The organism is Sungkyunkwania multivorans (genome assembly GCF_042675645.1).
GTDB lineage: Bacteria > Bacteroidota > Bacteroidia > Flavobacteriales > Flavobacteriaceae > Sungkyunkwania > Sungkyunkwania multivorans.
This window is the reverse complement of sequence record NZ_JBHTJH010000017.1, coordinates 727,590-746,366: the sequence shown is the minus strand read 5'-3', so window position 1 is coordinate 746,366 and position 18,777 is coordinate 727,590. Positions and strand designations below refer to the sequence as shown.

Sequence of the window (18,777 nt, the reverse complement as noted above, 5' to 3'; positions counted from 1 at the left end):
CGGGAAGTTGTTGCTAAAAACATCGACGAAGTGGCTTAGACTTTTGCTTCCATTTAGAACCAGAAACCAAGACTTACGAACCATTGGTCGCTGGACGTTTCGGGAGACCAAGAATATTTCACCTGCAGGGGACCAAGCAAGGTCTCTATACCGTATCCAACGGCGTATCCAGAGAAATCGGGAGCCGTAAACCATTCGCCCTGCCCAAATATATCCACCCCAACATTGGCGTAATTGGCGGTGAAATTCAAATGATGTTTAGGAAACAACTCATAATCCAGGCCTATTCCTCCCTTTACAAAACTATCTCCCGCAAGACTTAAAAAATCATATCCCAAAAATGGTGTAAAATTATTGACAAGATGATTTCCATATCCGCCAAGTATAAAGTTGAAAGATCTTAGGTCTGTTTTACCCAGTGTAAATCCGCCTGAGGATGTAAGCTGAAGGCTTAACCTTTCACCAAAAGAGGTTGCGAAGCCAATATCTGCTTTCCCAACGGAAAACTCGCTGAACTCATTTCTAAAATCCGAAGACAGTAGATAGAGATGAAAATCCCCATCAAAAAAAAACCCTTGCTTTGGAAAGTAGCGATTGTCGTAAGTATCCAACTTTAAAAATCCGAAAGTACTGTAGTAATCACTGTTGTCAAAGACAAAGGTCCCAGATCCGGCGGCAGGAATAGTTTCCGTTTCGTAATCTATATGTTTGTGTTCTATACCAAGACCGAAAGCAAATTCCTCTCTAATAACCGTCTGAAGATAAAGTTGATTGGTGAAGTCCGAAACACGGAGGTCCAAAGCGTTCAATCCTTGATCCGGCACGTTGAATAAGGACTGCATGAGGTCGAATTTCACCTGCTTATTAAATTCATTGTAGCTGGATTTTACTCCGAAGCTCCAGTAAAAACCACTGTCGAGATAATATTCGAAATTGTATCGAATATTATCGCCTAGGATAAAATCCATCGACACCACGTCATTATCAAAAATAAAACGCTTCGAGGTCAGGTTGATGAGGGCGGCACTCTTATACAAATTATCATAGTGTAACCCTAGCTTCAGATATGTATTCACTTCCTGTTCGTAAAGGTCCAAGAACAAGGTATTCTTGCCATTCACTTTCTTTAGTCGATGTCTTATCCCTTGAAAATTTCCTGTGGCCGCCAGATTGCTTATTCCTTGATTGAACTTTTTGTAGGATGTAATTGCGGGAGGTTGTAGCCGTATTTTCCCTTTCACATAGGCCTTCGAATAGGTCGAGTTTCCCGAAATGATATAATCATCGACCTGCAATTCTTGCCTCACTTTAACTTTGGGTCTTTCGTATTTATTGCGCTGCAACCCTGCAATATGCTCAAGATCCCCTAATTTTTCTAGCGCGCCTTCTTCGCCACTATCTACGATGAGTTCGGCCTCATTGAAGGACACCACCGTAAAATCTCTGATATCTGGCTTGATATAGACATCGGTCAACTTTACCCTTTCTTTCATTGCTTCGACCGTTCGATAGTTGTTGATCTGCAAAAGAATTCCTGGAGCTGTTTTGAGGTTTTTCCTATCCATCAAAGCATCCTGTACATCCACTCCTATGATGTAATCCATCCCCTTGGCCTTTACCTCATTTATTGGGTAGTTATTGGTGACTCCACCATCGATCAAATACAGCTCTTCGATAGAAACAGGTTCAAAGAGCGAAGGGAAAGCGCCGCTTGCACTGATCGCTTGAGGCAAGTATCCCTTTTCTAAAATCACTGGCTGACCGGTTTCTACGTTGGTCGCCACACAGAGGAATGGTATCGGCAACTTGCTAAAATCATCCACTTCGCCGATATGGGCCGTTAATTGCGCCAATAAATTATATACATTTTGTCCTTTGGAGATCGCTGAGGGGAATGAGAGCTTAAATCGATCAAATGGAAGCGTCAACGCGTATCTTTCATCATCATCTTTCTCATAGAAGGTCTTAGCAGAACGCGGCAATTCGTCTTGAATGAGCTTTTCAAAATCGACCGCTCTAAAGATAGAATCTAACTGCCCAGCGGTGTATCCCGAAGCGTAGAGGGCTCCGACGATGGCGCCCATGCTGGTTCCTCCAATGTAATCAATTCGCACACCTGACTTTTCGATCACCTTCAACGCTCCAATATGTGCAAGGCCTTTGGCCCCACCCCCACTTAGGACCAATCCCACCTTAACATCTTTCTGCGGCGTCTCTTGTTGAGAAAAACATAAAAGGGGGATGATACAAAAAGTAAGAATTAACAGCCATCTGTTCATAAAGTGAAGATAGCTAATTCTATATTTCGTTGCGTACTTTTCTATCAAAATTCTAAGAATGGAAATAGTCATGAACGGTCTTGGCCCTCGCAGCACCAATAATTTCGCTGAGGCTCTTCAACGAAGCTTCTTTGACACGTTTTGTGGACCTGAACTCTTTTAGCAATGCGATCACCGTCTTTTCGCCGATGCCCGGAATGCTCTCTAATTCTGAATTCAACGCTGCACTACTGCGCTTGTTTCTATGAAAGGTAATCCCAAAGCGATGCGCTTCGTTGCGCAGGTGTTGGATGATCTTTAAAGTTTCGGATTTCTTATCTAAATACAAGGGGATGCTATCTCCTGGATAGTAGATCTCTTCAAGTCGTTTCGCTATTCCGATGATCGCTATTTTTCCGCGAAGCCCTAAGGTGTCTAGACTTTTTAAGGCGGAGGACAATTGTCCCTTACCTCCATCGATGATAATAAGCTGTGGCAATGATTGCGCTTCTTCGATCAGTCGTCTGTATCGGCGATATACGACTTCTTCCATAGACGCAAAGTCATCCGGACCTTCCACCGTTTTTATATTAAAATGACGATATTCCTTTTTACTTGGCTTTCCATCTCTAAAGACCACACAGGCGGCGACCGGATTGGTTCCTTGTATATTCGAATTATCAAAGCATTCGATATGCCTAGGCTCCTCACTAAGGCGCAGGTCTTTTTTCATCTGGGCCATCACTCTATTTACGTGCCTATCCGGATCGGTGATCTTCATTTGCTTGAATCGTTCCATGCGATAAAATTTCGCATTTCGTATAGAGAGATCAACGATTTCCTTCTTCTCGCCAAGTTTGGGGACGGTGACCTTTAGATCTTCCCCTACATCTACGGCAAACGGCACATAGATCTCTTTCGATTTTGAGTGAAAACGCTGTCTGACCTCGGTAATGGCCAATTCCAATAGCTCCTTATCAGACTCTTCCAATTTTTTCTTTATTTCAATGGTATGCGAACGAATGATGGACCCGTAGGATATTTGTAAAAAATTGACATAGCCAAATCCCTCGTCCGAGATGATACTGAAAACATCCACGTTGGTGATCTTTGGATTGACTATGGTCGACTTTACCTGATAATTTTCTAGTACATCTATCTTCTCTTTTACCTTTTGGGCAGCTTCAAATTGAAGATTTTCCGCCAAAGATTTCATTTCATCTTTGAAATCTCTCAATGAATCCTTGAAATTTCCCTTGATGATCTGTCTTATAGCCCTTATCTGTTGGTCATATTCCTTAGCGGATTGGTAGTTCTCACATGGCCCTTTACAGTTGCCCAAATGATACTCCAAGCATACCTTATATTTTCCGGCTTCCACTTTTTCCTTAGACAGGTCGTAGTTACAGGTTCTTAATGGATATAGGCTTTTCACAAGATCGAGCAAGGTTCGTACGGTCTTCATGCTGGTATAGGGACCATAATACTCAGAACCGTCCTTGATCAATTTTCGCGTGGGGAATATCCTAGGGAAACGTTCGTTCTTAATACAGATCCACGGATAGGACTTGTCATCTTTCAGCAATACGTTGTAGCGGGGCTGATACTTTTTGATGAGATTGTTCTCTAGGAGTAGTGCGTCCGATTCGGTTGGAACAACGATATGCTTTATTTCAGCTATTTTTTTGACCAATACTCGGGTCTTACCGTACGCGTGATTCTTATTGAAATAAGAGGCAACACGCTTCTTTAAATTCTTTGCCTTACCTACATAGAGTATCTTTCCATCCTTATCATAATATTGATAGACGCCGGGGTCGGATGGCAGGGTTTGCAACTGAAGCTCTATAGTGGGTTTGGTCATAACACGAAATTACATATTTTGCAGTTCAAAAGAAAAGGATGAATAAAGAGGAACTTCGAGGAAAGTATAAGATGCTCCGAAAGGAACTGTCCGATCTACAATTGGAAGAATATAGTATCGAAATTGCCAACAATCTTTTATCCTTACCGATTTGGGATAAGACCTATTTTCATATTTTCTTGCCAATTGTGAGACAGAAAGAGGTGAATACAGAATACATCCTAAATATTTTAGCAGGAAAGGATAAAGAGATCATAGTTTCTAGAAGTGACTTTAGCGATCATAGCATGCGTCATTACCTGCTTACAGATAGCACCAAAATAAGAACCAATGACTTTGGGATTCCAGAGCCTGTCGATGGATTAGAGGTACCTGTAAGGAACATCGAAGTTGTATTTGTGCCATTATTGGCATTTGATAAGCAAGGACATCGAGTGGGGTATGGGAAGGGTTTTTATGATCGATTTTTGACAAACTGTAATACAGCGGTCATCAAAGTCGGCCTTTCTATCTTTGGCCCAGAGTTACTCATTGACAATGTGCAACTTACAGATATAAAGTTGAATTTTTGTGTAACTCCCACAAAAATTTATCATTTTTAAAAGGATTGTCACACTATTAACTTAACGGCAAAAAATGTACCTTAGTCGAAATAAGTTGACTAAACCACTATTAAATTAGACCTTTAGTAGATAACCGAATAACCTAACCAATTACTCCCCCACAAATGCTGCGTGTATTCGAAAGCAAACAGAAGGAGACCGATACCAATGATTCTTTATACCAAGAAATGGCTTCTATGGCCAAAGTTGGTAGTTGGAGGATGAATTTGGACGATTTAACTGTTTTCTGGGACCAAGAAGCACAAAAGATACACGAAGTGCCATCCGGTTACATTCTTAATATTGAAGAGAGCATCAATTTCATCACGGCCGACCACCGTGAGAATGCTACCATGTATTTAGAAGAATGTCGTGATTTTGGCACCCCATTTGAAATCGAAGTAGAGATCAAGACCTTTACCAAGAATATAAAATGGATACGCATAGCGGGGAAACCAGTATTTGAAGGTAGAAAAATAGTAGGAATGAGAGGCGTTTTTCAAGACATCCACGAACTGAAAACCAAAGAAGTAACACTCCAAAAGTCCCTAGATATTGTTGCTTCCCAAAATGCACAACTGCTTAATTTTGCTCACATCGTTTCGCACAACCTAAGATCCCATTCAAGCAACTTAGAACTGGTGCTGGACATCTTAGACTCTGTAAAAGGGAAGAAAGAGAAACGGGAAGTGCTGAACAACTTAAAGCAAATATCCTCTAAACTCAATGAAACCATTACACATCTGAATGAGGTTGTTACCGTTAACAGTGCCATCGAGGACAAACTACGACCCGTAGATTTCGATAATAGCCTTCAGGTGGTGCTCACATCCATAAATGAGTTGGTGAAAAAAGAGGAGGCTACGGTCAAAGCAGATTTTTCCGCACTTCCCAGTATCGATTATATTCCAGCATATTTAGAGAGCATTCTATTAAACTTGATCACTAATGCAATAAAGTATAGAAAGCCGGAGATAGCGCCTATAATTGAAGTGAAAAGTTTTATGAGGGGTAGAACACCTGTACTCACTGTGATCGATAATGGCCTTGGTATCGACCTGGACATGCATGGCGATAAGCTTTTCGGCATGTACAAGACGTTTCACGATCACCCAGATGCAAAAGGCATTGGGCTGTTCATTACCAAGAACCAAATAGAATCGTTACATGGCAGTATTAGTGTAGAGAGCACTGTTGGTGTAGGATCTAAATTCACCGTGGAATTCAAAAACGTATAATATTTATATGAAGACTCCTTTAGAGTTAGCTTGCATTATTGATGATGATAACATTTATGTTAGCCTTATCTCTAAGATCATCAAGATGAAAAAACTGGCGAAGAATCTACTGGTCTTTCGCAATGGCCGAGAGGCGCTTTCCTATTTCGATTCGCTCTCCGAAGATTTCGATGCCAAGAAAATACCCGATATCATATTTCTAGACCTAAATATGCCTATCATGGATGGATGGCAATTCATTAAAGCGTTCGGAGAAGTAAGACAAAAGTTAGATAAGAAGGTGGAACTTTACTTGGTTAGCTCTTCCATAGACCCACGAGACCTTCAAAAGGCCAATGGGATCGAAGAGATCTCCGACTACCTTTTAAAGCCGCTGAAGATCAATGATATCGAACAAATATTCGAGATCGCCTCTTAAGTAGCCGCAGTAGTATTTTCTGCTGAAGAATTGAGTGGCTCTTCTTTTTTCTTACTAGGAAATGCCTTCTTATTAAATACCAATAAAAGACCCACCCCAGTACTTATCGACATGTCTGCAACATTAAAGATCGGATCAAAGAAGGTGAAGTGCTTTCCTCCCCATATCGGAAACCAATCTGGCAAGGTAGTGTCGATAAGCGGAAATTGTAACATATCTACAACGCATCCTTGCATAAAACCAGCATATCCGCTAAAATCGGCCTTCGATATTCCAGCGTAATATTCCCAACGCAGAAATTCTTCATTAAAGGTCGTCCCAGAGTCAAAGATATAATTATAAAAAAGCGAATCGATGATGTTGCCAAAAGCACCGGCAAAAATAAGGGAAATTGCCAAGATCAATACCCTTGGGCTACTTCTTAGGATCGACCGATACAACCAATAGCCAATACCTGCAATGGCGAAGAGCCTAAAGGTGGTTAAGATGATCTTTGAAGCAGGCTCAGAGATAAACGGTATAAAATCACTTAGTTTGCTTCCCCAGGCCATCCCCGGGTTCTCTACAAAATGCATCTTAAAAAATCCCCAGTCCATGATCGCCTCGCTTCCATAGCGCGTAATCGGAAAATTAAGTTTTACGTAAAATTTAAGGAATTGATCCAACAACAAGACCAATGCGATGATAAGAACAGACTTCTTTAATGACATGCTTTAGTTATAGATAGCCACAAAAATAGCAATATTATTCGCTTTTTTTGATGTAGATATTGCCATTAATAGATTTTAACAACAATTGTGAATTTCCACTCGAAATTTTCTCTTGTACAATACGTCCATGCCTTGATGTAGCATTTACTTCACCACTTATTTGAGATATATGAATATCACCATCCAATGTGCTGACCACAACATTGGCCGCGACTTGCCGAAGCCTGCAAGACCCATCATTCAATTGAACCTGAAGGTCTTGATATACGCCTGTGATCTTGGTATTGGTATAATTTCCACGAATTTTCAATTGCCTGTTTTCTGGAAGCCAGATCTTCATGGAAATAGAAACCACCTTATGCGCGCTTAGCTTGTCGTTCGGGTCTTTGAACATAGGTTGAAAATCTGCCCCGATCTGTAATCTGTTCTCCAATTCCTTGATGCTCACCAGCAGATCATTTTGATATTCTCCTGCTACGGCAGCTTCGATCACTATTTTGTTTTCAGCATGTGTGTTCACATCAAGTCTAAAACAATTCTCTGCATTGACCTCGATGATCTGCGCAGCCTCGAAATTTAGTACTTTTTCTACACGCTTTTGCGAGGAAGCAACACTGTAAAAAAGCAGAAATATGAGAATATATCTATTACCGAAGACCATATTCATGTAGCAATTGGTACGTGTTCTGCCTGCCCCCATTCGGTCCAGGAACCATCATAGATGGCATGGTCTGAAAAACCGGTGAGCGCTGCAGCTAGCATAATGATGCACGCGGTGATACCCGTTCCGCAAGAATATATTCTAGGGGTATTTGGCAGTTTCAAACTTTTAAAGATCGCTCTGAGCTCTTCGACTTGTTTCATCTTCCCATCTTGCAACAATTCTGTATAAGGTAAATTTATCGAATTTGGGATATGCCCACCTTTTACGTCCGCTCTAGGTTCGGGCGCCGTGCCATGGAAACGACCGCTAGAGCGTGCATCCAACACACTATGACGCTTGGTCGTTATATTTTGAAGGACCTCTTCTAAGCCAACCACCATTTCATCCTGAAAATTGGCGATAAAGTCCCCACTCTCGTATGTTTTGGTTTTACTGGCCTCTGTTTTGAAGCCCTCTGATATCCACGCTGGAAGTCCTCCATCCAACACGGCAATGTGCTCATGTCCCATAGCCCTGAACATCCACCAAACCCGTGGCGCGGCATAAATGCCTAAACGATCATACACGATGATCTTGCTATCCTTGTTAATACCTAACGCCTGCGCTGCTTCGGTGAAAGCTTTTGGTGAAGGTAAGGTATTGGGCATCGCGCTTTGCGAATCCGAAAAATTTCCTTTGATATCAATAAATCGTGCCTTGGGGATCTGTAGACCCTTGAAGTAATCGTCCCCCTCGGAAGTGGCTTTTTTTATGGTCGCATCTAGGATCACCAAATTGGGCATATCGATATTCTGATGCAACCATTCTGATGAAACCAATGGATGGGGAAGCGAGTTTGAGCTCATTTTATAAATCTCAAAAAGGTTAAACAAAAACGCCCTTCACCGAAAGAATAAAGAGCGTTTTTACTTTATATAATTATAAGAAATTACTTCTGCATATTCTTTGCTTCGATGCTCAAGGTGGCATGCGGCACCAGCTTCAATCGCTCTGGGTTGATCAGTTTTCCTGTGACCCTACAGATGCCATAGGTCTTGTTCTCTATTCGTATCAAAGCGTTCTTCAAATCACGAATAAATTTCTCCTGTCGGATGGCCAGTTGCATATTGCGTTCCTTGCTCATCGTCTCGCTACCTTCTTCGAAGGCCTTAAAGGTAGGAGAGGTATCATCCGTCCCATTGTTCTCGTCATTTTTATATGCACTTTGAATCAATTCTAGATCGTGCTTGGCCTTTTCGATCTTTTCTTCGATCAGCCTTTTGAATTCTGCTAATTCTTTATCAGAATATCTCACTTTTGTCTCTGTTGCCATAGGTTCAATGTTTTTGAATAAACAATTTGGTCTTCACCTCATCAAAAGCAATATCCGTACCATGTTCCACATTGTCTGCAAGTTCTAGTTGCGCGGTGAGCGTCTCATTCTTGATGTACTCGATATTGTTTTCAACAGCTTGCTCTACGGTACCATCTTTCTGTAGGGTAACATCTATCTTATCGGTAACATCCAAGCCCGAATCCTTACGTAAGTTTTGAATTCTATTAACGAGCTCTCTGGCGATACCTTCTCTGCGTAAATTATCATCTATGTGAATGTCCAACGCTACAGTCAATGCTCCTGAATTGGCTACTAGCCAACCTTCGATATCTTGCGAGGTGATCTCCACCTCGTCGATTCCTAAAGTAATACTTTTTCCATTAATTACAACCTGAATTTCCCCGTTTTGTTCAACTTTTTGGATCTCTTCTTGCCCAAACTGCTGAATTTCAGCTGCAATTAATTTCATATCCTTTCCAAATCTAGGCCCTAAGGCTTTGAAATTGGGTTTTATCTGCTTCACCAAAATGCCTGAAGCATCATCCAGCAGCTCTATTTCCTTTACATTTACCTCGGCCTTGATCAGGTCCGAAACTGCGATGATCTCTTCCTTCTCGGTAGCATCCAGCACTGGTATCATGATCTTCTGCAACGGTTGACGTACTTTGATCATCTCCTTTTTGCGTAACGACAATACCAATGAAGATATTGTTTGTGCGCGTTCCATTTTGCGTTCTAAGACCTTATCTATGAAACGTTCCTCATAGCTCGGGAAATCAGCCAAATGTACACTTTCAGCATTTTCTATTTGTGTCTCATTTGTTAAATCTTTGTAAAGCCTATCCATAAAGAACGGAGCCACTGGTGCACTCAATTTGGCGACCTCCACCAAACATGTATAGAGCGTCTGATAGGCCGATATCTTATCTTGACCGTACTCACCCTTCCAAAAACGTCTTCTGCTTAAACGAACAAACCAGTTGCTCAAATGTTCTTGTACGAAATCTGAAATTGCCCGCGTGGCCTTGGTAGGCTCATAATCGGCATAGGCCTCATCCACATTCTTAATTAGCGAATGAAGTTCGGACAATATCCATCGGTCAATCTCTGGTCGCTCACTTAAGGGAATATCTGCTTCTTTATAGTCGAAGCCATCAATATTGGCATACAAACTGAAGAACGAGTATGTATTATACAAAGTGCCGAAGAACTTTCTTCGTACTTCGGTAATACCATCAGGGTCAAACTTGAGATTATCCCATGGATTGGCATTGCTTATCATATACCAGCGCGTCGCATCAGGGCCATGTTCTTTGAGCGTCTCGAATGGGTCTGCGGCATTCCCGAGTCGTTTGGACATCTTTTGCCCATTCTTATCGAGTACCAGACCGTTGGACACCACATTTTTGTAGGCCACAGAATCGAAGACCATCGTTGCAATGGCGTGCAAGGTGTAGAACCAACCGCGGGTCTGATCTACTCCTTCTGCGATATAATCTGCTGGGAAACTCGTTCCCTCGTCTATCTTTTCCTTGTTTTCGAATGGATAATGCCATTGTGCATAAGGCATAGAACCTGAATCGAACCAAACGTCGATCAAGTCGCTTTCGCGTTTCATCGGTTTTCCTGAAGCGGAGACCAAGGTAATTTGGTCCACAACATTTTTATGAAGGTCGATCTTATCGTAATTGGCCTCGCTCATGTCTCCCACCACAAAATCCTCGAAGATATCTCTTTTCATAAAGCCTGCTGCGACCGCTTTCTGCATTTCTGCCTTTAGTTCCTCCACCGAACCGATCATCAACGCTTCCTTGCCATCCTCGGTACGCCAGATCGGTAATGGAATTCCCCAAAAGCGAGATCGCGACAAATTCCAGTCGTTGGCGTTTGCTAGCCAGTTACCAAAACGTCCTTCGCCGGTCGCCTTTGGTTTCCAATTGATAGTTTGGTTAAGCTCGAACATGCGGTCTTTGATATCCGTTACTTTGATGAACCAAGAATCCAATGGATAATATAAGATAGGCTTATCGGTTCTCCAGCAGTTCGGATAGCTATGCACATATTTTTCGACCTTAAAGGCCTTGTTCTCTTCTTTGAGTCTGATGGCGATCTCTACATCGACAGACTTTTCGGGTGCCTCACCTTCGGCATAGTATTCATTCTTGACATATTTTCCGCCCAAGGCTCCCAATTCTGGTCGAAACCGTCCTTGTAGATCGACCAATGGTACTAAGTTGTCATTTTCATCTTTCACCAACATTGGCGGAACTTCTGGGCTCGCCTCTTTTGCTACCTTGGCATCGTCTGCACCAAAAGTTGGAGCCGTATGCACGATACCTGTACCATCCTCGGTGGTAACAAAGTCTCCTGATATTACTCTAAAGGCATTCTCGGGATGGTCATTGGGAAGTGGTGCATCACTCCAAAGTTGTTCATACTTTATGCCTACGAGGTCTTTCCCTCGAAACTCTTTAGCAACAAAATACGGGATAACTTTATTTCCTTGCTTATAATTTGAAAGTGCTGATTCATCTTCAACCTGCTCAAACTTCTTTCCTGCGAATTGTTTGGCGACCAACGCCTTTGCCATCACTACATTGATCGGCTCAAAGGTGTATTGATTAAAACTTTTTACCAAAGCATACTCGATCTTAGGTCCTACGGTCAAAGCAGTATTCGATGGAAGTGTCCATGGCGTCGTCGTCCAAGCCAAAAAATGCACGTCCTCGTATCCTTGAAGGAAATCGGGGAGTGTCTCCTGCTTGGCTTTGAACTGGGCGACGACCGTAGTATCGGTGACATCCTGATAGGTGCCTGGTTGGTTCAACTCGTGCGAGCTAAGACCCGTCCCCGCTTTTGGCGAATATGGTTGAATGGTATATCCTTTATAGATAAGTTCTTTATCGTAGATCTGCTTCAACAACCACCAAACACTTTCCATATACTTCGACTTGTAGGTGATATATGGATCTTCCATATCTACCCAATAGCCCATTTCGCGGGTGAGGTTATTCCAAACATCGGTATAACGCATCACCGCCGTTTTACAAGCCTGATTGTATTCTTCTATGGTGATCTTCTTTCCAATATCTTCTTTGGTGATTCCAAGTTCCTTTTCCACACCGAGTTCTATGGGAAGTCCATGCGTATCCCAGCCGGCTTTGCGCTTCACCTGATAGCCTTTCTGAGTCTTATAGCGACAAAAGATATCTTTGATAGCACGTGCCATTACGTGGTGAATACCAGGCAATCCATTTGCAGAAGGAGGTCCTTCGAAAAATACGAACGGCTCTTTTCCTTCACGCGTTGTCACACTCTTCTCAAAGATGTTATTTTCCTCCCAATAGTTTAATACCTCTTCGGCAACTTTGGGCAAGTCAATTCCTTTGTACTCAGTAAACTTCATTATAAAACAAGCGTTGTCTTTAGTAAGTCTGCGAAATTAATGAATTTCATTGAAAATAGGGGTTAGAAAACATAAAAGCCTTCCATCGGGAAGGCTTTTGAATATATCTCTTCTACTTTTAGACAAACTTCTATCCCTTTTATCCAATTTCAGTTTTAACAATCGTTATAGAAGTCCCCGAAATAGAACTTGTAAAGATAATGTGTGAAGAGGCCATGGAATTATACCAACTTCTTTAATCACTTGCCCTCAGTATGTTGTAAACAGTGCAAGATTTAAAACCTAATATTTTCTAAATGAGAGTTTTGGGCTGGAAATTGGCATCATTAAAATATGAAATATTAATTCTTTACAAACTTTTTACTCACTACATATTCTTTTGTTTCAATGACAGCCATATAAACACCTGTTGCCGTAAACATAGGCACTTCGTATTGACCTTGAACCTGCTTATATCTGCCAGACCAAACCCGTTGGCCACCAAGATCATAAATAGTGATATTCGCTACCAATTCGCTTTTATCATTCTTAACAACAAGTTGAGCCCCATTGCTGTCAAAGAAAAGCATAAATTTATCAGACTTCTGCTGTTTATCTTCAAGACTAAGAACACTTCCAGGGAAGATCATCGAGAATCTATCTGTGTGCTCTCCCTGCGCTACAAAAAAGGAGTACGGTCCATCGGTTATATCAACGTAGCTTCTACTTTGATGATCGAAAATAAATAGTGGCAGATCCTCATCAAAATTTTCTAGTTCGTCCAGCATTATGGTGACCATCTGCGAACTTCCAGATCGGATACCTAAAGAAAGATGGGTCAGCGAACTTATATTGCCTATCGCCTGAATCACATGGGGTTGTCCTTCTATGAGCCAATACATATCATCGGTTTGATTCTCGATCAACGCTCCATCATAGCCCCAATCGATTCCGTCCGTTGTTCCTGGAACTATCGCAAGCAACAATTGCCGGTGAAATCCAATTTCATTCTCAAAGCCAATTCTAATTCTCGGAATATCATCCGAAGCACTTTGCGAAGCGTTCGGCCGCATGTTTATTGAAACATCTTGAAATGATAGATCCGCAGAAGTTTGTGCATACATACTACCTGTAAATAATATGGTAATAATAAATACGTGGCATGTGATTATTGATCTCTCCATGATCCTGGTTTCGTGATTATCCAGCTTATGTAGGAGAAATTGAGGAACTATTCGGATTTAAATTTAGTCATAATGCGCTACAATTCAGTTGATTCAATAAAATATTCTATAAGCCGAATGATTTGATCGTTGAAATCTTCCTAGTTCTTAATGAATTTCTTGGTCAGCGATGAATTCTCCGTTCTTATCACAGCAATATATGCTCCCGATGCGCTTGAAAGGGGAATTCTATATTCGGCCATTGCTTCGGTAAAAGCATCTTCCTGAACGACCTGACCCAACAGATCATAGATCGCAACATTTTTAACGATCTTGTCTGTATGGTTCTTAATGACGAATTGGTCTACTCTGCTATCATAAAAGCCGATCATCCCATCGATGGCATCCTCTGGATCGTCTACACTAAGTGAATTTCCAGAAAAGATCAGCGAAAACCTATCGGAATACTCACCCTCATCAAGGGAGAGTGTGATCTCCCCAGCTAGAAGATCAATGATCTGTCCGCTATAATTGTCTCTGAGGTAAAGTTCAAAGTCTTCATCGATATTCTCTAGCTCATCGATGTTGAACGTAACCTCTTGCGAACTACTGACATGCAATCCAAGGGATAGCTCGGTAGCCGGATCGGCGCTTCCGATGGCCTGTATGATGTAGGGTCTATCATCAATGAGCCAATACAGATCATCTAGCTGATTCTCTATCATGGCACCATCGTACCCAAAGTCCACACCATCGGTGGCCACGGGTGTGATGGCCAACAACAACTGCCTGTGAAATCCTAACTGGTTCTCAAATCCCAATCGAATTCTAGAAATAGGATTTGCCTCTTCTTCTTGATCATTAGCGATGCTTCTAATAAATGTAGAATTATCGTTCAAATCGGTTCCTTCTAACTCAAAGACACGTTGACTATTCTTAAACCGAATCGTTCCTCCATCACTATCAGATGCCACGAAAAAACCTTGACCTACAGGAATATATCTTCCAGGAGTTTTATTAGCTGTCACTTCTCCGTTTGCTGTTATGAAGTTAGGCGCGGGTACTCCACCTCCTTTTGTCAACAGCCCGTAGTTCCCTTGATATCCTTCTTGAATATGGGTACCGCCACCAAAATGCTCCCAAAAATAGAGTGTTCCAGTAATGGCATCACCATCCAAGCCTTGAACATTGTCATCGATAAACTTATTTGCATCCAAAGCAGAAGGATAGGGATTTCCGACCAAAGTTTCATTCCCAGCACTAATAGCATGCGTAATTTCACCATTGTTCGGCTTTCCTTCAAAAATATAAGGCTGCTCATCAAGGACCGCTCCTGTCCCCGAGCCCTTTAACGTGAATCCAAGACCGGCAGCAACACTGCCCGTATTACCTACATAGGCCCATCCATCTTCACTATCGGCCAATTGATTATCAAATTTATATACCCACCAATTGCTTAAAGTTATCGGTGAGGTCTGTGTTGCTGGTGGGCTTGCGCTACTGATCCAGCGCACAAGACCCTCTGGCGTTCTTAGCTGACTCATTTGAAAAGCGTTTCCAGATGTCGAGACTGGAGAGGAGAAATAGTTATACGTAAACTCGTCTGCCGTACCTTCTTGTCCCCTTGCGATGCTCCCTAAGCTGGATGCCGCACAGATGCTTCCTATGGTTTGAATTAATTGGGATTCTCCCTGCAGATCTAGCTTTCCATCGATCTTCAAATAATGGTTGCTCTGAATTAAGCTGTTGTTACTTACGGTCAAAGTGCTCCCACTATCTATGATGAGACCTGATACCTTGACATTGACATCCTGTGATACTTGATGCGCAATTCTTATAATAGCGTGGTCGGATGTAACCAATTGGTTAGGGTTCTGACCATCCACATTGATCGTGCTGAGCAAAGGTCCATTGGTGTCTGTAACAAAAGGAAGGGGTGTTGTCTCATCTTGAAGTCTTTTGATATTATACAAAGTAGCATCCGAGGCATTAAAAGAACGATCTTTTAGCTGATCGTCCAGGATCTCATCCATATCGTAGTAACGTATTAGCGAACCCCAAGAACTGCCGGTGATGTTCTTTTCTAGTGCCTTTCCACGTATCACTCCCGCATCTTCTTCAATTCTTTGATATACCATTTCCTGAAGTTGCGCATCGGTCAAAGCAATATCGAAAGCACGTACTTCATCCAAATTTCCTTTGAAAAAGTACTTGGTGCTACTCACAGTACTTGCAGGGTTTCTTCCTATTGCAAAGTTGTTGGCGCTATTTGAAATTCCACCAGATAGTGCCGAGGAATTGGAAGTGTTTACAGGAACACCATTGATATAAAGTTTTAACTTTTCGGTAGCATTTCCTGAATCATATATGGCCGCCACATGTATCCATTCATCTAGGCCCAATGCTGTAGACGCAGGAGCGGTCAATGAACTTCCATTGACCATGGCATTCAACCGTCTCGAACTATTGATCCTGATATGAAAACGATTCTGGCCTACTACATACCCCGTATCGGAGAAGGTGGGATCTAGTCTCACCCATGCCATAAGTGTGGCTTGGGACAAACCTCCAAGAATCGGAGTATCTTCCACATAGTCGTCAACACCATCAAAATATAATGAAAGCTCTCTATTCAAATCCCTGGGTGATCCAAAATAGGCCGTGAACGTATCCAAACGGTTATTTACGCCATCTTTATCGGTATCGGTGTCATTATCGATACGGCCGTCACCGTCGTTGTCGAGATCGGCATAGAGACTATTGGTAATATCTAAATTACCGTCATTGTCACTATCCAGTTGCAAAAAGTCGGGCGTATTATCATTATCCATATCGATTACTTCGGGTTGGTTGTCATTCGCAAATCCAAACACCTCATCTATGATCGTGGCAATTCCATCTTGGTCATTATCGGGTCCTGTAATGTCGCACACTCCATCTCCGTTCACATCGGCTGTACCAAAACCAGCCTCGTCTATATCGAATAAGCTATCATTGTCACTGTCCAGATCTTTGTAATCAAGTATCCCATCACCATCTGTATCGGGTAAATAATTGGGGTCTGTTGCCGCGGCATCTATAATATCATGTACGCCATTCCTATTGGTATCCACCCAAAGAGAAGGGTCCACTGTGCTTTTGCCAAGGTCCAAGAATGGGAATCCTGCCTCAATCAAATTAGAGATGCCATCATTGTCGGCATCTAGATCATAGACGTCGGCAACACCATCGCCGTCGGTGTCACAGAGGACTTGACTAATTTGTATGTCATCGAGGGCCAAATCATTGCCGAGCCCTCCAGGGCCATTATTGATGAAGCGAACCACAAAGTCTGTGGTCCCTAGTGAAACGGTGTTCGCGGTAAATTGCTGCCACACGGATTCGTCACATTGGTTGTATCCGGGGTCGCCCACATTGTCCCCACATCTGGTGATGTCGCCCGTGCTTAAGGTGAAGAGCGTCGTTGAAAGGTCGGTCGTCAAAAACTGGACCGTGATATTAGGTAATCTTCTGGGAAGTTCGAAGGAATCAAAAGCACTATCTCTATTGTCGATATTGATCGCCCAGAAACTATAGGTGATCGGAACATTTGGCAAAACACCAGAAATGGTCTGCTGATAAAAAACACCAGGATTTAGGTCGGCATTAAAGATGGCCATTTTACCGTTGACGTCTCCTGTGTGATCTCCTCCACTATACCAGCGGCTATCTGCCCAAGATGCCACATCCGGTCCCGCACCATCATCTATATCGCACGAACCGTCTGCATTCGAAATAGAATAGTAAACCGTATAGTAGCCATCTTTGAGATTATCTCCGTTGCAGCCACCACCACCAACACCGTCCTCGTAGGGATAAGTGGTACTCGCCGCAGGCAAATTGTCGTCGATGCGCGATCGTGTTGTTCCAGACCCAAAAGTTTCGTTCAAAAATATGATCTCTGTTTGTGAAGCTACGGGTGAAGTAAGACAAGCCGACTGTTCAATGGTATCTAAAACCCCGTCATTATCATCATCGAGATCCAATTCGTCCGTGATCGTATCACCGTCTGTGTCAGGGAAGCCAGAAGCACTGGAAGACCTATAAGGATCTACAGTTGTTTGGGCATTTGTGACAGTTAGAAAAGAGATGGAAAGTACTAAAAGAAAAAGGCTGCGCGTAAGTAATCGTTTCTCCATGTTTAGGGTTTTGGTTATTGGGTTTGTAGGAGAAGTTCTTAGGCTTGGGACACTAAAAGTAGCACATAAAGTATTGTTAATCAGATGAGAATTTGATAATTTCTACGAACTGAATGATTTTCTCGTTGAAATAAATCCAAATCATAAAGAAATCTAATTCTTACAAAAGTGAAGTCATTGAACGGTTGTACTTTACCAAAATAATCAGTAAATCACTATTCGTTTTCGGAAAAGATGATCACCGGAATCCAAATGAAGAAAATAGATTCCTTGGGAGATACTTAAATGAATCAAAGATATCTTCTCATCTATTTTTTTTGACACTACCTTTCTTCCCTGGGCATCAAAAATAGTGGCATTATCGATAGATCTGGTGGCCCCTTGTTCTATGTGCAGCAATTTCGAATCTTTGTTCCAAGCGACCTTGACATGCTCTGGAGTATACTGATCCTCGACTCCGAGAATGGAGCTTGGAAAAACGACAAGACTAAATCTATTAAGATAAGTTCCTGCAGCTAACGAAACTTGAAAATTCCCCTGTTTCAAATCATGAAGTGTTGCCTGGTCAGTATCTTTAAGTAAGATCTCAAAAGATTGCGACATATTTTCGAGAGCATTGATCATAAAAAAGATATCGCGCGCCGTTTCAATACTTACACCCAAAGGCAATTCTGTAGAATTTATCGGCTCTTCTATGGCCTGTATGGCATATTCTCCATTTTCGATCAACCAATAAGAATCTGTATTTTCAATACTAGAGAGTGCCCCGTCGAAGCCAAAATCGACATTGGAGGTAGTGCCTGGAATAAATGTGAGCAATAAGGGCCTATGATATCCCAATGCATCTTCGAAGCCGATACGAATCCTTGGATAGACCTGACCTATAGTACTGAAACACACCAAAAAAAATACGATGTATATGGGTAGAGATCTAATCGAATCGGCCTTCCTCATGATTGGGACTTTTAATGTATAACATCTC

13 protein-coding genes are annotated in these 18,777 nt (G+C 42.1%); 3 read left to right on the top strand and 10 right to left on the bottom strand.

What is annotated here, in order from left to right:
- Positions 1 to 53 precede the first annotated feature (53 nt).
- Together ACFQ1M_RS14715 and uvrC are read right to left on the bottom strand one after the other, a co-directional pair.
- Entirely contained in the window at positions 54 to 2,351 is a 2,298-nt protein-coding gene (locus ACFQ1M_RS14715) for a patatin-like phospholipase family protein (protein ID WP_386409533.1), read from the bottom strand.
- Complete coding sequence (uvrC, locus tag ACFQ1M_RS14710; RefSeq protein WP_386409531.1) at positions 2,332 to 4,122, bottom strand: excinuclease ABC subunit UvrC; 1,791 nt, start codon at positions 4,120 to 4,122, stop codon at positions 2,332 to 2,334. Before uvrC ends, ACFQ1M_RS14715 begins: the two co-directional genes overlap by 20 nt.
- Before the next feature lie 38 nt (positions 4,123 to 4,160).
- On the opposite strand from uvrC, the gene ACFQ1M_RS14705 reads away from it, so the two are divergent.
- The 3 genes from ACFQ1M_RS14705 to ACFQ1M_RS14695 all read left to right on the top strand — a co-directional run bounded on the left by ACFQ1M_RS14705 (position 4,161) and on the right by ACFQ1M_RS14695 (position 6,380).
- Positions 4,161 to 4,724, top strand: coding sequence for a 5-formyltetrahydrofolate cyclo-ligase (locus tag ACFQ1M_RS14705; protein WP_386409529.1), 564 nt, complete (start codon positions 4,161 to 4,163; stop codon positions 4,722 to 4,724).
- Positions 4,725 to 4,849: 125 nt separating this feature from the next.
- Positions 4,850 to 5,962 carry a sensor histidine kinase gene (locus ACFQ1M_RS14700; RefSeq protein ID WP_386409527.1) on the top strand — a complete coding sequence of 371 codons (1,113 nt, stop codon included), beginning with the start codon at positions 4,850 to 4,852 and terminating at the stop codon, positions 5,960 to 5,962.
- Between the two features lie 7 nt (positions 5,963 to 5,969).
- Positions 5,970 to 6,380: a response regulator gene (locus tag ACFQ1M_RS14695; RefSeq protein WP_386409525.1), complete on the top strand. Its 411-nt coding sequence runs from the start codon at positions 5,970 to 5,972 to the stop codon at positions 6,378 to 6,380.
- Here the strand turns inward: ACFQ1M_RS14695 and ACFQ1M_RS14690 are convergent.
- The 8 genes from ACFQ1M_RS14690 to ACFQ1M_RS14655 all read right to left on the bottom strand — a co-directional run bounded on the left by ACFQ1M_RS14690 (position 6,377) and on the right by ACFQ1M_RS14655 (position 18,749).
- The gene (locus tag ACFQ1M_RS14690) at positions 6,377 to 7,090 is read right to left on the bottom strand and encodes a lipoprotein signal peptidase (protein ID WP_386409523.1); all 714 of its coding nucleotides are present in this window, start codon (positions 7,088 to 7,090) and stop codon (positions 6,377 to 6,379) included. The two genes, ACFQ1M_RS14695 and ACFQ1M_RS14690, sit on opposite strands and share 4 nt — an antisense overlap.
- A gap of 34 nt (positions 7,091 to 7,124) precedes the next feature.
- Positions 7,125 to 7,757, bottom strand: coding sequence for a hypothetical protein (locus ACFQ1M_RS14685; RefSeq protein WP_386409521.1), 633 nt, complete (start codon positions 7,755 to 7,757; stop codon positions 7,125 to 7,127).
- Positions 7,754 to 8,599, bottom strand: coding sequence for a sulfurtransferase (locus ACFQ1M_RS14680; protein WP_386409519.1), 846 nt, complete (start codon positions 8,597 to 8,599; stop codon positions 7,754 to 7,756). Before ACFQ1M_RS14680 ends, ACFQ1M_RS14685 begins: the two co-directional genes overlap by 4 nt.
- Positions 8,600 to 8,682: 83 nt before the next feature.
- A complete protein-coding gene (locus tag ACFQ1M_RS14675; RefSeq protein WP_386409517.1) occupies positions 8,683 to 9,066 on the bottom strand; it encodes a TraR/DksA family transcriptional regulator in 384 nt (127 codons plus the stop codon).
- A 4-nt stretch (positions 9,067 to 9,070) separates the two neighbouring features.
- Entirely contained in the window at positions 9,071 to 12,475 is a 3,405-nt protein-coding gene (gene ileS, locus ACFQ1M_RS14670; RefSeq protein WP_386409515.1) for an isoleucine--tRNA ligase, read from the bottom strand.
- 341 nt (positions 12,476 to 12,816) lie between these two features.
- Positions 12,817 to 13,638 carry a T9SS type A sorting domain-containing protein gene (locus ACFQ1M_RS14665; protein WP_386409513.1) on the bottom strand — a complete coding sequence of 274 codons (822 nt, stop codon included), beginning with the start codon at positions 13,636 to 13,638 and terminating at the stop codon, positions 12,817 to 12,819.
- A gap of 140 nt (positions 13,639 to 13,778) precedes the next feature.
- Entirely contained in the window at positions 13,779 to 17,795 is a 4,017-nt protein-coding gene (locus ACFQ1M_RS14660; RefSeq protein ID WP_386409511.1) for a LamG-like jellyroll fold domain-containing protein, read from the bottom strand.
- A 204-nt stretch (positions 17,796 to 17,999) separates the two neighbouring features.
- A complete protein-coding gene (locus ACFQ1M_RS14655) occupies positions 18,000 to 18,749 on the bottom strand; it encodes a T9SS type A sorting domain-containing protein (RefSeq protein ID WP_386409509.1) in 750 nt (249 codons plus the stop codon).
- Positions 18,750 to 18,777 lie beyond the last annotated feature (28 nt).

Coding starts and splice junctions, on each gene's coding strand:
- ACFQ1M_RS14715 (WP_386409533.1), bottom strand. CDS start 2,351: ATGACTATTTCCATTCTTAGAATTTTGATAGAAAAGTACGCAACGAAA.
- uvrC (WP_386409531.1), bottom strand. CDS start 4,122: ATGACCAAACCCACTATAGAGCTTCAGTTGCAAACCCTGCCATCCGAC.
- ACFQ1M_RS14705 (WP_386409529.1), top strand. CDS start 4,161: ATGAATAAAGAGGAACTTCGAGGAAAGTATAAGATGCTCCGAAAGGAA.
- ACFQ1M_RS14700 (WP_386409527.1), top strand. CDS start 4,850: ATGCTGCGTGTATTCGAAAGCAAACAGAAGGAGACCGATACCAATGAT.
- ACFQ1M_RS14695 (WP_386409525.1), top strand. CDS start 5,970: ATGAAGACTCCTTTAGAGTTAGCTTGCATTATTGATGATGATAACATT.
- ACFQ1M_RS14690 (WP_386409523.1), bottom strand. CDS start 7,090: ATGTCATTAAAGAAGTCTGTTCTTATCATCGCATTGGTCTTGTTGTTG.
- ACFQ1M_RS14685 (WP_386409521.1), bottom strand. CDS start 7,757: ATGAATATGGTCTTCGGTAATAGATATATTCTCATATTTCTGCTTTTT.
- ACFQ1M_RS14680 (WP_386409519.1), bottom strand. CDS start 8,599: ATGAGCTCAAACTCGCTTCCCCATCCATTGGTTTCATCAGAATGGTTG.
- ACFQ1M_RS14675 (WP_386409517.1), bottom strand. CDS start 9,066: ATGGCAACAGAGACAAAAGTGAGATATTCTGATAAAGAATTAGCAGAA.
- ileS (WP_386409515.1), bottom strand. CDS start 12,475: ATGAAGTTTACTGAGTACAAAGGAATTGACTTGCCCAAAGTTGCCGAA.
- ACFQ1M_RS14665 (WP_386409513.1), bottom strand. CDS start 13,638: ATGGAGAGATCAATAATCACATGCCACGTATTTATTATTACCATATTA.
- ACFQ1M_RS14660 (WP_386409511.1), bottom strand. CDS start 17,795: ATGGAGAAACGATTACTTACGCGCAGCCTTTTTCTTTTAGTACTTTCC.
- ACFQ1M_RS14655 (WP_386409509.1), bottom strand. CDS start 18,749: ATGAGGAAGGCCGATTCGATTAGATCTCTACCCATATACATCGTATTT.